We start from the raw sequence: 14,387 nt of genomic DNA, 5'->3' as shown, positions 1-14,387 counted from the left end.
AATTTACTACATTAGTTCACTTCGTATGTATACTATCTTATCCAACATCAATGGTTTATTTACGTAAGATAAGTGACTTATCTTACACAAATAAACCATTTTCACACGAATCTCAGGTTAGCGTGATTTCGATGTTTGAATAACGTTACTGTTTTTTCGCAATGATGATAAAGCCTCCTTTGCCGGCAGGAACATGGAGGTCATTGAGATTGGTATAAACTTGTTTTTCCTGAAGACTGTTTACTGCCGGTGCATAAATAGAAACCGCTGTGGGCGTCATCTTCAAAGCATTCCAATCCGGCGATAATTGAATATGACGATCTTCCTTAGCCCAGCTGGCGTAAACGATTAACAGTTTATCTTCTTTTTGGTAGATAGTAAGTTTAACATCGTCCTGGTTGCATCTGACAGGGATGCCGGGGTCCCAGTATCCGATCATCCTGGATTGCCGGATGCCAAATTCATCCCAGAGTTTCCATAGCGCAGAAGGGTCGCAACCAACCCAGCCAAGACGGGAAGTCATCCCATAAAGCATGCCCCTGTACGCATTTCCGCAGCCATTGAGCATCTCTCCATACAGCCCAAAAGGCAGACCGGCCATTTCCGTTAACCAGTAATCCGGTCCCTCATCATAATTATATCCTTCCCCCAGCCAAAGACTGTTGATGCAGGGAAAAAGCTCCATGTATTGATTAGCGGGACTATTCATCCCATAGGAAGCACTGAAATTGTTGCCCGAATGAAAGTCGATCAAACAGCTATCGGCAGACCTGTCAAGTACTTTCCGAACCCGCTTCATAATTTCCCGGTCGTAGCCCACACCATCCAGGTAGATACCCCTCATTCCTGTATTTTTAGCCAACCAGCCCAGACCTTCCAGGTAATAGTTATGAAGACGCGAGAGACCTTGCGTGCGGATAGACATGTCATATTCACCTCCCTCCAAAGGTGTATGCCAGGCAGCATCGTACCTCGTTCTTAGATGTTCAACCAGCCATGGACCGCCCTTTGCGTATAAGTTGCCCCCAAGGCCATCGTCGGCGAACTGGTTGGCCAGCTGAGCGCCAAGACCAGGAGTATAAATTTCATCACCAAGACTCCGGAACGCCCAGAGCTCTGCTGCATAATTACTCAGTTCTCTGACTGTATAATATATCTTGGTCCTTATTCCGAACTTCCTGTTTGTGTTGATATACCTCGTTAATGTATCCGTAGCGATGAATGGATAATTGATATAGGGATTCAGCAGGTTGCCCTGGTGAATGTTCATTACTGTTGCGCCTTTATTCATCGCCTCTTTTCTCCAGTTATCTATCGGTGGGTCAGCCTGAAAATACCGTTCATCCCAATGATTGTTGTCCAGCGGTTTAACGGGCGTAATGAGTAATCCGAAATTGAGATGTATTGTCTGGCCTTTCCGAAGCATCTTCTTTCCTGTGAAAGCTTTGAATAATACCCTGCCTTTGTCCTGTACTTCATCATTTAAGGTACATCCACCAAGTCCTTCATTACTCCAATCTTTATAGGTCCCTGTCTGACTGAAATTGTATAAGGACCAGTCCGGGGTTACATGCTTTAGCTTACATTGAAGTCCTGCGTTCACATCACCAAGCCAAAGCTGATTATTGGCCAGTTGCTTATCCCATTTCCAATCCCAGTGTTCCGGACGTTTTCCTCCCTTACGGCCCAGCCCCATCATATAAGTGGCAGCCTGATATGCATAGGGGATTTGTAATTGAATGTCATCAAGCGTGAGATCTTCCCCTGCTGTTAACGTTACCAGGTAGTCGATATGCCCATCGCATTCCATTTTTGCGGCGATTTCAAGAAGATTTTGTCCATTATGCAGGCTGGTCTTCCAACTCACAGCCCCTTCCGTTTTCAACGTGATGACAGGTTTTCCACCCTTCCAGATCAGCTCTTTGTCGTTACAGGAAGCCACTAACCGCATTGGGCCGCTGAGAATATCCCTGGCTGGTCCTCCTGTTCTGTCATTGGCGCCGGTGAAATTGCTGGTGATTTTGTCTGGTAAACCATAGCGGTCAAATCGAAGCTCCCGTCCCAAAATCCGAATGGTATTGCCTTCTAGCTGAACGGGGGTATATGGTTTATATAAACTGTCATCCAGCCCGATCTTCGAATCCAGCCAATTTAATCTCGCCATTCGGAACAGTTCATTGTAGCCCCGGTCCATCAGCAGGGAGTCCTGTACATCGAACCGGATCTTCAGCATCTTCTTGTGAACACCATCTGCCAGCACTTCTATCTCACCTTCATAAACTCCCGGCCTGGTAGCTGATGAAACATCTACTCCAATCCACATTGGTTGAATCTTACCCTTTTGTATATCTATCTCCCTGGTAAATGGCTTACCCAGCCAGTCTACCCCGGCCAGGTTGAAGCAACGGATGGCCGATCCGGGGATCTTTTCTCCTCCTCTACTTCGCAGATCAGTAAATACCAGGCGCACATTTTTCAGCTCCCGGAATGGTGTATATATCCCCAACTGAAAGGCAAAGAATTCATTTCGCAGCACTGTAGCATTAAATGGTTCCCCATCTTTTCGCTGCACCCAGCGTAATGGAATATCGGAATCCATCCGGACAGGATGCTTCCGGTCTTCCGGGAAAAGCAGATAGTCTTTCTTCCTGTTAACGCGCAGCATTTCTTCTACTTCTCCCGCAGTAGCTGCAGTTTCCATAGGATCGAAACTATCAAACTCAGTTACAGACTCAAAACGAAGTACCTCCGCCTGAGATAATTCTTTGCCTTTAAACTTTGCGATCCATTGGGAATCTGCTGTTTCCTTTGCAGGCGGATAAACTGTATTGGGGAAGTACCAGCTGCCTGTATTCCTGTAGGGTAAATAGTACAGATAATATTTTCCCTTTCGGGTAGATGGCTCGAAAATAAAGTCTGAAAATTCTCTGTTGATCGCCAGGAAACTGAAATTGTGTATCAATTTCCCGCTGGAAGCGTCTACCAGGATAACCGATTTATTCCGGGGATCATCCAGTCTTCGCCAGGGTATATGAACCTTTACAGCTGGAGCATCATCATTCACTGATATGACAACCCGGTGATTACCAAATTCACGGCGATCCCATTGGCCCGTAGCATACGTAATTGTTTGGGCAGAGGTTTTTTCTATGCCTACCCCCAAAAGCATACAGGTCCCCAACATAGCCGAAAATATCTGACTGTCAAGCTTCCATTTTATTAAACCTTTCATATAGCTATTTACTAAAATCGAAAATTATCCAATCAATTCTGTAATCCGGTTCAAGGGTCAAAATTGTAGCTGCATTCATCAAAATAGTGGAGCTTTCCAGGTCAGGGTAACGATGAAAGATGGTCTCTTTTTTTTAAAGCTATAAGGGGAGCTTCAGCTTTCCATAGGACTTATTCAATGTTTTGTTGCGCTGGTAACACGCATACTCCACTGAAAATATATTTTATCACTAATGGCGTGATTGCGAATCTTATCAAGTACATTTTCCCTGATCATATCCACCATATTGTCAGGAATACCTTTTAGTGCGTTCATTACATCAGCACTTACCGTAGTTACATATAGCCAGTAGTCGTCTATGGAACTGAATTCCACGACTCCTGTTATCTCTTCTTCTGTGATATCTTCAAAGTTCGCCGTTTCAAACCAATCGGTCATTGTTCCTGGTTGCATACAATAAAACATACCTGGCTTGTGCCTGTTATAAGACTTATGATGTGTTAATTCTGTGATGGCGTCCAGCACATTGCTGATCCAGAGATTTTTCTCCAAAACGCCCCAGGTAGATACCGAAACCCAACCGTTTACTTTCAGCACACGATGCATTTCTTTCAGGCCAGCAGATACATGGGGAAAAAACATGACCCCGTTACGGCAGACAATCGCATCAAAAAGATCATCCGGGAATGGCATAAATGATGCATCAAACCTGATTGCCCTATAATTATATAACCCTTTCTCCTTTGCGCTTTCATTGGCAATTTCTATCATCTTTTCAGAAATATCGGTACCTGTTACCAGCAAATCCGGTTGCATTGCTGCAATAGTCAGCCCTGGCTCACCAGTTCCTGTTGCCACATCCAACACGTTCATCGAAGAAGTTAAATGAAGATTTTCAATTAATTTTTTGCTCACAGGACTAAGGAAGAAATTAATGACTGACTCCCATTTCTTTCTGCCATATGAGTTTTTATCCCAGTATTCCTGGGCAGATAAGCCGGTACTCATGGTGGGTTAATTTTAGTTTTAAATAATGCAAATTGAATTACAGGAATATTACATACGCTGGCTACAATGAATACAAGCTCCTTTCATAGTTTCCGATAAACATTTTTTAAACGTAATAATTAAATGATAAATGATCGTGGAATTACTATTTCATGGTTCACTCTTCGTAAGAATAAATAAGGCTAAAAATATTACTTAGCAGTGCTAACCATGTTAAAATTAATACTCAATAGTGAATAATGATATCAGTATACAATCAAAATAAACCGACTGCAACCACCGTTCGTGGCGGGAATAATAAATTTGTTTCATAACCTGCCAACATATGAAAACTCCCATACGTATTACCATAATTATACTCCTGGGCATTATCACCATGTGCCCCTCCTGTAAAAAAACAGTGGATCCATCCTTAAAACAAAAAACACTTTTCTTTATTGACTATCGACATCTTGGAGCAGGAAAAGATGGCGTTCTGACAATGGAACTGGATCCTGAATCTCCGTATTTTGGAAATATACTTTCTAAAACAGAAATCGGTATAGGCGTACTCCCTCACCATCTCTACTTTAACAGAGATGAAAAACGCCTCTTCACCACCGCTTTAGGAGGAGACTATCTCTACGAATTAAAAATGGAGTGGGACAAGGATGGCTATCCTATCATTCATACAGTAACACCAGTCAATACGCATGGAAATATGGTGGGGGAAGATATCTTCTTTACAAAAAGCGGCGAATACTGGGTTACCTTCATGGGAGGACACGGAGGTTTACGCGATGGAAGTGTAGGTGTGTTTAACGCTCAAACAAATGAATTGGTGAAAACAATCAGTGGGTCTATCGATGCACATCCTGATAAATTTATTATGTATCCTCATGGTATTTCTATTTATGAAGATAAAAAACTCGCCATGGTGACCAGCACTATTCACCCTGATCTCACCTCTGGTGTTGGCAATACCTGTACCCTGATAGACATGAAAACTTATCAGATCCTTAAAACATATCAGGTCGCGGATAGCGCCAGAGACCTTTCCAGCCCCGTAGAAGTGTTATTATTGAGAAATGGGTTTCCACCATATGCACTGGCTAACACCATGCTTGGAGGAGACATCTGGATATCATCCTACGATGCCAGCCGGAATACCTATAACGGTTTTTACCGTGTATTGAAAGGAGCTACCATGGGCCTCGGCTGGGCGCTGGAATTTTATATCGCAGATGATAAACGTTTATACGTATCATTTGCTCAACCAGGAAAAGTACTTGTCTTCGATATCAGCCAGCTCCCGCAAATGAAGCTCCTGAAAACGTTACCCGCCAACAGAGGCGCCCACCACATGGCTTTCTTTAAAACGAGATCAGGAAAATCGGTTGTTGCCATTCAGAACAACCTGCTAAACCTTCCGGACTTAAACTCCGGAACAATTGATGTGGTAGATGTAGATACCGGTGAAATGCTGGGCCGGGTGGATATGCGTAACAAATATGGGCTGTTGCCTGAGTCTATTGAGGGTACATTTGGCAGCGCTAATTATATGCATCATTAATCATTACCAGTATGCCGAAAAAGAATTCATAATTTGTAAATGATAGTATATGAACATATATTTGTTCAATACAACCATTTACATACGGTGCATATGCGTACAACTAAACTATCAAGTATCCTATTATTGGCAGTGATTGCAGCGCTTTTTTTCATTCCTTTCCTGGGCCGGGTGCATTTATTTGATTGGGATGAAATAAATTTTGCGGAGTGTTCCAGGGAAATGTTAAAGCTGGATGATTATACCAGGATCTATGTCAATTTCAAGCCCTTCTGGGAAAAACCACCGATGTTCTTCTGGATGCAAAGTCTGTCCATGAAAATATTTGGAATCAATGAATTTGCAGCACGTTTCCCCAATGCACTCTGCGGGATCGTTACCCTTATTGTTCTTTTTCTTTGTGGTTCAAGATTGTATGATAAAAAGTTTGGAGTCCTCTGGGCGCTGGCTTTCGGAGGATCGCTTTTCCCTAATATGTACTTCAAATCCGGTATTATTGATCCATGGTTTAACCTGTTTACCTTCCTCTCCTTATACTATTTCATCTTGTATAACTGGAAGCAGAATGGATTTGATAAGGAGGGTATAGACAAAAAACCGGTGTACTATGCTGTTTGGGCAGGTGTTTTTATGGGACTTGCCATTCTCACTAAAGGACAGGTAGCTTTGATGGTTTTCCTGATGGTGTTAGGGTGTTATTTTATTTATAACAGGTTCAGGTTCTTTTTTAACTGGTGGCATGCTCTCTTGTTTCTGGTAGTCGCTTCTTTGGTAACCTCATCCTGGTACGGATATGAAACGGCCAAGAACGGCTCCTGGTTCATTACAGAGTTTTTAAAGTACCAGTATCGTCTCTTTACTACCCATGATGCAGGGCAGGCGGGCTTTTTCGGGTATCACTATGTAGTGCTGCTCATCGGATGTTTCCCGGCCTCTCTTTTTGCCATCCCTGCTTTCTTTAAAGCACGCTATAGCAGCAGGTTTGATAAAGATTTTAAGATTTGGATGCTGCTGTTGTTCTGGGTAGTAACGCTTTTATTCACGATTGTACAATCGCGCATTATTCATTATTCCTCTTTGGCCTGGTTTCCGATTACTTTCCTGGCAGCCTATTCATTTTATAAATGGGACAGAAAGGAAATGGATTATAAAAAATATGTGGGCGTATTGACAACAATACTGGGCGGAATCATCGCATTGGTATTGCTGGCTGTTGCGCTGATCGCATTAAATATCAGGCAACTGATCCCTTATGTTCACGATACATTTGCCCAGGCAAATATGGCCGCTGATGTAACCTGGAGCGGTTGGGAAGGTATAGTGGGTATCCTGATGGTCGTAACTATTATCGTGGGAATAAGGCAATTGAAAAAGCGTGCATTCATCAATGCAGCTACCACTTATTTTGTTGGAACAGGCCTTGTTATTTTCCTGGCGGCAGCGATCATTGTTCCCAAGGTAGAAAAGTATTCACAAGCCGCTGCTATTGAGTTTTTTGAGCAAAGGCAAGGGGAAGATTGTTATGTAACCACATTAGGCTATTGGAGCTATGCACCTTTCTTTTATACACATAAAGAAAAACCGGTAAATCAGAATTCTTATGATGAAGCCTGGTTGTTGAAGGGAGATATTGATAAACCGGCTTATTTTGTAACAAAAATTGACAGGGTCGATCAATATAAAGAGAATAGTTCACTGAAAGAGCTATATCGTAAAAATGGATTTGTGTTTTTGAAGAGGGAGGTGCCATCTAAGTAACCGGACTATTCGAAAGTAAACAATAATAGTAAAGGCGTTGGAATGTATCCAACGCCTTTACTATTATTGTTTTTTAGCTGGTATTCTTTTACTTTTTACGGGAAAAGAACCGCAGCACTTTACTTATAATTTTATCGTTTGATCCCAGCATGCCCTTGATCTCTGTATAAACAGCCACCATGGCATTATCCAGTTTCACCATAAATTTTTTCTTTTCTTCTCCGGGGCGTACCATGTAATGGGTCGCTCTGCGAAAAGGTTGGGCTTCCTCCGTATAATAATACAAAGCGATAGATCTTCTGTACCGGTCCTCAGGGCAGGTAGTTGGTTCCGGGTGTCCATGGAAGGAATCTGCATCTGTATTAAAAATAACACAGCGATTAAAAACAGGCAGCACTTTCTTTTCGCAAGCTTCCATTTTTGTATCCCAAAGTTCCAGTTTGCCTCCCCATTCTTCCTCCCAGTCCTTGTTCAGGTATACGAGCACATTTACCCGCCGCTGCCAGCGACGATGATGCGGGTGTACCGTAAAATCGGCATGGATATTAAGATAGCCACCTCTTTTCGACTGATGTATACCGCCCCCTTCGAGGAGGTCATCTTTCATAAGACCTTTTATTCCGGTCAGGGTGCTGAGGAATTCAAGGAATTCCGGAGAATTCAGTTCATTAATGGTCCGTTTAATAGACGCCGGCAAGAGATCGAGCTTATTCAGCCCTGCCTTGTTCTCATTATAATGAACATAATTGATCCAGCCATCCGCTTCATTCAATTTATCAAACTCCTGGACACACTTGTCCAATACATCCGGGTTCAGGAAGTTTTCTAATACAATATGCGGATAAGGGCTGGCTCCCTGGTATTCGCTGCTTAGCACTGGGAGCTGACTATTCCAATAGTCACGATCAAATAACAGTGTGTTGTGGGTTGTTTCCTTGATGGTTTGCACTTCTTGAGTTTTTATGCATGACTTTCAAAAGAGGTATAAATATAATGCAAATACCAATTGTTTCCGCATACCTGTAAATTGCATGCATATTATTACCTAATTGTTACATTTTGGAATTACCCGGTGCAAATCAGATTTTACCGTAACCACCGCGGCTTTGGTGGCCCTGAGGCCCTGGCTGGGCTCATTTAAGGACTCCGGGATTGGGGCAGGTTCAACCGGCGAGGTCATCATGGTATCGTACCCTCTTTTCAGCTCCAGGTGCTTCCTGTCGTCACTGGCCTTTGCTTCGTATGCAAATGGCCTATGGCACGGAGTTCCGGATTTGTACAGGCAATATAAGTAAGTGGCATCGCCAGGGGCACAGGTGAGTTTAGGCTGCTCAAAAAATGCTATCGCTGTCTGTTTAACTTCTTCTTTAGCAAATGCCTCTTCCACATCCAAAGACCACTTAATACCACTACCGGCAAAAACACCCAACGTACGGCATTGGCAGCAGGTGGATTGTCCGCTATCGGCCCATAGATATATCCCAGGATGGGAATGCTGAGTATAATGTGTAACCAGCGGATGATCTTACGTTCTGTAGCTGCTTTCATAAAAAATGTTTGTTACACAAAACTAGTCCCCTACCGGATAGCGATTTATAGAAAGTAGACATGCTGGAAAGATGTGCCGATAACATGGGAATCTATCTGGACATGGAGCCATTCACCCACTCATTACCCGGCCCCAAAGGTCGGGTAATGAGTACGCTAAAATATTATTCTCACTGGATTCTGTCCGGATAAAAAAATAAACGCGTATAGCCCAACCTCCATCCCCCGGGGACAATCAAATAGGGTTGTACAAAGCCTTTGTCACCAGGCAAAGGGAAAAACAAACCTTGTGCATCTACTTTGCTCTGCGTTTCGTCATCCAGGAAAGCCCATTGATCGATGGTACCTGCTTTGGTAAAACAAAGGCTTGATTTATTCAAATCATTTTTATTGTCAAAGTCCTTCGCCGGCAAATAATCAATGTAGGTCCAGGTTCCCGGATGTACATTTTTTGCCAGATAGTAGCGGTATTCCATACCGGTATTCGCATCCAGCCTGTACAGAAAAATATCAAAAGGCGATTCACTTTCTGTGTACTGTACATAAAATCCCAGCTTGTTGGTCGTCTCATTTACTTCGGGTGGATGCAGCGCTTGTATCTTTCCATCTATGTAAATGAAATTTAAAAAGGCTTTCGTACCTGAAACAGGTAGGGCACCGCTATACCAGACGCTGTCATTCACCGGGTTTTTAATGCGTAATACGGGAGGAACGGCTCCCGGCCTGTAAGTATACACCGCGCTAAATTCGAACAATGACACAGGCTTCAAAATATATTTCCCATTCAAGATGGTGGCATCATATCTTGTAGTATCTATACTGATCTCCAGTTGTTCACTGCTTCCATTGTATCCACTAATGATGATATGTGTCGCTTTTTCAGCGACCAGCGCTTCTTTATTACACGCGGTAAATGCGAACAATACACACATCAGCAGCACTGGTAATTTTCGATAATTTATTATTAACATCATGATCTGTTGCTTTTATAATTCCAGGTTTTTAGTAAATCCCATGATATCATCTGAAGCTTCCTCACTAAAGATATACACCCTGGCAGCTGTAGCTGATGGCGATGGCAGCGGAACAGCGGACGAGATGGTATTCCAGGTATATGCCGTTCCATCTGTATAAAACTCATTAGTACCGGCTTTGTAGATATAAGCTCTAAAAAGCACCGGCGTTTTCTGCCCGTTATACACCTGTCCGGAAGTGGAAAAAGTGGAAATAGATATTGGCTCACTAAGCTCATTAGGCTTTACATTTTTTATTCTCCCTATTTCCTCAGACACTTTCGGTGTGAAATAATACTTCACCAATGCAATGTCCACCGGCTCACTGTAGTTGGTCTGGATTGGACGGAAAATGTACCTTATCTTAATCTTTCCTTCTTCTATAGCAGGTACTTGTGGCAGGTCCGCTGCTTTTCCATCCAGGTATAAAAGACCGATTTTGACAAGGCCATCATTTTTTTTCAATATTTTTTCCAACACCAGTTTTCCTGTACCCTGTTCAGTGATACGCAGCTTCACACTTTCCTGACTGCCTGTAAATGAATAGGGCATGGTCTCATTGACGGCTGAATTTGGATAATACACAAAGCTGAACGTATCCAGTTTTACATCCAGATACTCATCACTGCCGTTGTACCCTTTTAGTTTAACAGTGACCACATTTTCCTTATAATAGAAATCATCTTTTTTGCTGCAGGAAGACAGTACCAGCATGCCTGCCACCAGGGCGCAGATCGTATATAAAATCTTCATTTGTATCATTTTTTTTGTAGGATTTAGAAAGAATAGGATGCGGACAGGCTGAAAGAAGTACCTGTTTTACGGATAAAAGTGTCTTTATCCCCTACCCTTCTTTTCGTCTTTCCGTCTTCCGATGTTTCATAATACCCATTTTCATACTTCTGGGAAAAACCATATTTCCATTCGTAGATTTCACTCCATTCGGTTGCCGGGATCGCTGAAATATCCATCCCTTTCCATTTATCCAATAGTTTATACGTATCGCTGCTATTGATATAAAACCTGTAAGGATTATTCAGCAGGTTGGAAATATTCATTTTCACCGCTAAATTTTTCTTCTTTAAAAAGTGGTAGCTCAATTGAGCATCCATCTGGCTGCGGGGACGTTCGTACTCTACGATATCCGGTGCCATACCAGTAGAAAAGGTTTTGTAACCCATATGATTAAACGCAACATTGACACCTAAACGGTTGCCGGTATATTGCAGTCCTGCATTGTAGAGTACCGGCACCTGCCCGTATAATGGTCTTTTTTCTTTCTGCAATGCCTTCGTGCGATATTCATAGGTGTTGCCGTATTTATCTTCACTCATACCCTTTCCTACGAACGAGCTGGCCTGTACTTCCGAACGCTGGAGGGTCAGGTTGCTGCTCAGGAATATATTGTTCAGCAATTTCCAGTCGGGTTTTATAAACCCGAGGCTCTTACGCATGTCAAACTCCAATCCACTCACCTTCGCCCATTCAGAATTCTGGGTGGTCACGTATATGCGCTGGCTGGCATCTATTTGAGAACGATACAATTCCACCGGTTTATCGAAATATTTGTGGAAAGCACCAACGGAAATCACTTCACCCGGTTTTGGATACCATTCTACCCTCAAATCAAAGTGATCAATGGTGGTGGATAATACGCCCTCATTACGGCGGTAAGCGCCGATGGCAGGATCGTAACGGATCATGCGCGAGTTTTCGATCAACGCAGGCCTTACTACTGATTGGGAATAAGCAGCCCGGATATTAAAATCCCGGAAGGGTGTTATCGTTAAGCTGGCAGAGGGGAGATAGCGCCAGTTTTTTTCTTCTGTTGCCGGATCTGCAAAAGGCGTTACTATTTTTCCGGTTGCCGGATCTACAAATTTCTTTTTTTCTTCCTGTTCTATCAGTTTGCTGATCAGATAGTCGTTAGCCGAGTTTTCCAATCTTTCATATTTATAATATTCCGCGCGTATTCCCCATACCAAACGCAGCCAGTTGTTGAAGCGATTATCCATCATAACATAGGTTCCCTGGTTGATATTTCTTCCCTCATATGAATTTTGAGAGAAGGCGGCGGGAAAGTATAACAGATCTTTCAAAGGGTCATTGAACGCCATAAATTGCTGCCACTCCTGCACCGGCACATAACCGTATATATTGCCGGCGGTCTGTACAGTACCAATTGGCAATATCGTCCAGTCGTAAATGCCATGGCGTTCCATGTATTGATAACCGGCTTTTATCGTCTGCTTTTGTCCCAACGCTTTGAAGTGATAACTTAATGCGCCTTCTGCTATGCTGTTTGTTTCTTCATACTTGTATTGTCCCCGGTTGAAAGTGCCGCTTCCCGGGTTCGTAATCGCGTTGGGCATTACATTGTAAACCTTGCCATTAAGGGTATTTACGGGAGCCAGCCATGCCTCAATGGCATCTTTCTCCAGGTTAGTGAGCTTATTGCGGGATACGTTCCAGTCCAAACGAAAAGCACCAAAAGTATGCTCACCATTGATGCGATTTTGCAGCAAGTCGATAAATTTAGGGCGATCGTATTCCCGGATAGCTGGCAAGCCTTCGTAACCAATGTCATTACCAAAACCTACAATGCGCGAAAATTGGTTATTGAACATCCGGGAATAAAAATTCCTTACTGTAATTTTATGATTTTTCCTGGTCCATCCCAAGTTGAACAAGGCTCCCCAGCTTGTATTAAAATTGTACTGGTTGGCAAAAGTTGGCTCCACTGGTTGTCCGGTGGCTACATCGTAACCAGGCCTTCCTGGCTTCTCCCAGTTACCACGCCCGAAGTAGGGAATATCATCAATAGACTGTTCATTACGGTAGCTCAATGAACCTACAAAACCAATACGGCTGTTTTTAAGGTCATAACTCCGGCCCAGGCTGAACTGGTAGTTCTGACCGGGCATCGCTTTATAAGTCCGCGTCCCCATGCGCTCCAGTCCCCCTATTCTTTTATTCTGTTCGGCGATCATGGCCGGTGTGATGGGCTTTATACCTGCCGCAGGTGTAGCATAGGGGTCTGTGGGCTGGTAGTTATCATTCGTAAATATCATCAGGTTTTTAGGGAAATGTTCCCTGCTGCCATCATCAAAACCCAGATAGTCATTCTTACCGCGGCCATAGCCCAGGAACTCCCTGCCGGTACTGCCTTCGATATATTTGCTACCAAAACTTAAAGTGGTAAAGTTGTTATCCGGAATAGCCAGGGTGTTGATCTGCACCAGCCCTCCACCGAAACCGAAGCTCATATCAGGAGTGGCTGTTTTGGAAACAACTACGTTATCGATCAGGTTACTGGGTACGATATCAAACTCAAAGTCACGTACCTGTACATCTGTGCTGGGCAGTATGGCGCCATCCATCATGGCCAGGTTATAACGTTCGGCAATACCCCGCACGACCACCGTTCTGTTGTCATTTGTAGAAACCCCTGAAATTCTCTTCAGTGTTTCCCCGATGTTTTTATCCGGGAGAGCCTCCATTTGTTCGCGGCTCATACCGTTGATGATACCTGCTTCATTCTTCTGGCGAACATACAACGCTGCGGTACTTTCAGTTTTATATTTTGAGGTAATCACCACCTGGCTCAGGGTGCTGGTCGATAGCGTCATAATCACATCCAGCTTAGTGGCCCGGTCTTCTGTAATGACAATTTCGGTGATGCGCTTTGTCCGGAAGGAGATATAACTTACTTCTATGGTGTAGGTACCTGGCTGCAGGGTTAACTGGTAAGCGCCATCCGTACCACCTGGTATCACCTGGCCTGTTTGTAATACCCTGATAGTGGCGCCGGGAAGCGGTTCGTTCTTCTCATCTGCTATTTTCCCGTAAAGCCGGCCTGGCTTTGCCTGCTGACTCACCGATACCAGGTTACCCACTGGTTTAAAAATCAGGCGATGGCGGGATGCCAGCGTTTGAAGAGTAGCGGAAAGCGTTTCATTTTTAACGCTGATGCTGATGGGGCCTAATTTCCCGATTTCCTTAGGATAGGCAAAAGCAAAGCCGGACTGCTGCTCCAGTGCATCCAGGACCTGATCAAGCGCCGCACCTTTAAAAGTGGCAGTCACCCTGACATCGTTCATGTCCTGAGACTTTACCGTTTCGGCGAAACCCGCACCTGCCATCGTTAAAATAATGACGAGTACATTAAACGCAAACCTGGTCATTGCACATAGGTGTTTAATTACATTCTTTTTTTTCGTAGAATTGTACATGCTTTTTAAGTATTTGTTACACGAATTGACAATTGATCTGAAAA

The 14,387-nt window shown here is 43.5% G+C and carries 10 protein-coding genes; 2 read left to right on the top strand and 8 right to left on the bottom strand.

Annotation, left to right across the window (positions count from 1 at the left end):
- Positions 1-145: 145 nt before the first annotated feature.
- Positions 146-3,232, bottom strand: a complete 3,087-nt coding sequence (locus AB4Z08_RS21335) for a glycoside hydrolase domain-containing protein (protein ID WP_441575808.1) — start codon at positions 3,230-3,232, stop codon at positions 146-148.
- A gap of 174 nt (positions 3,233-3,406) precedes the next feature.
- Positions 3,407-4,240, bottom strand: coding sequence for a class I SAM-dependent methyltransferase (locus AB4Z08_RS21330; RefSeq protein ID WP_441575807.1), 834 nt, complete (start codon positions 4,238-4,240; stop codon positions 3,407-3,409).
- A gap of 325 nt (positions 4,241-4,565) precedes the next feature.
- Here AB4Z08_RS21330 and AB4Z08_RS21325 point away from each other — a divergent pair, with 325 nt between their 5' ends.
- Positions 4,566-5,792 (top strand): YncE family protein, encoded by a 1,227-nt coding sequence (locus AB4Z08_RS21325; protein WP_441575806.1) that lies wholly within the window; start codon positions 4,566-4,568, stop codon positions 5,790-5,792.
- Between the two features lie 93 nt (positions 5,793-5,885).
- Positions 5,886-7,550, top strand: coding sequence for an ArnT family glycosyltransferase (locus AB4Z08_RS21320; protein WP_441575805.1), 1,665 nt, complete (start codon positions 5,886-5,888; stop codon positions 7,548-7,550).
- Between the two features lie 88 nt (positions 7,551-7,638).
- Here AB4Z08_RS21320 and AB4Z08_RS21315 read toward each other — a convergent pair whose 3' ends face one another.
- From AB4Z08_RS21315 to AB4Z08_RS21290, 6 genes are all read right to left on the bottom strand, one after another.
- Positions 7,639-8,499 carry a 2OG-Fe(II) oxygenase gene (locus AB4Z08_RS21315; RefSeq protein ID WP_441575804.1) on the bottom strand — a complete coding sequence of 287 codons (861 nt, stop codon included), beginning with the start codon at positions 8,497-8,499 and terminating at the stop codon, positions 7,639-7,641.
- Between the two features lie 96 nt (positions 8,500-8,595).
- Positions 8,596-8,937 carry a hypothetical protein gene (locus AB4Z08_RS21310; RefSeq protein WP_441575803.1) on the bottom strand — a complete coding sequence of 114 codons (342 nt, stop codon included), beginning with the start codon at positions 8,935-8,937 and terminating at the stop codon, positions 8,596-8,598.
- The gene (locus AB4Z08_RS21305) at positions 8,892-9,098 is read right to left on the bottom strand and encodes a hypothetical protein (protein WP_441575802.1); all 207 of its coding nucleotides are present in this window, start codon (positions 9,096-9,098) and stop codon (positions 8,892-8,894) included. The genes AB4Z08_RS21310 and AB4Z08_RS21305 overlap by 46 nt, the downstream gene beginning before the upstream one ends.
- A gap of 170 nt (positions 9,099-9,268) precedes the next feature.
- The gene (locus AB4Z08_RS21300; RefSeq protein ID WP_441575801.1) at positions 9,269-10,072 is read right to left on the bottom strand and encodes a hypothetical protein; all 804 of its coding nucleotides are present in this window, start codon (positions 10,070-10,072) and stop codon (positions 9,269-9,271) included.
- Positions 10,073-10,084: 12 nt separating this feature from the next.
- Positions 10,085-10,864, bottom strand: coding sequence for a hypothetical protein (locus AB4Z08_RS21295; RefSeq protein ID WP_441575800.1), 780 nt, complete (start codon positions 10,862-10,864; stop codon positions 10,085-10,087).
- Between the two features lie 23 nt (positions 10,865-10,887).
- Complete coding sequence (locus tag AB4Z08_RS21290; protein WP_441575799.1) at positions 10,888-14,295, bottom strand: carboxypeptidase regulatory-like domain-containing protein; 3,408 nt, start codon at positions 14,293-14,295, stop codon at positions 10,888-10,890.
- Between the last annotated feature and the right edge of the window lie 92 nt (positions 14,296-14,387).

It is taken from the genome of Chitinophaga sp. RAB17 (assembly GCF_052114225.1).
In the GTDB taxonomy this organism is placed as follows: Bacteria; Bacteroidota; Bacteroidia; order Chitinophagales; family Chitinophagaceae; genus Chitinophaga.
This window is presented reverse-complemented; position numbering and strand designations above follow the sequence as displayed.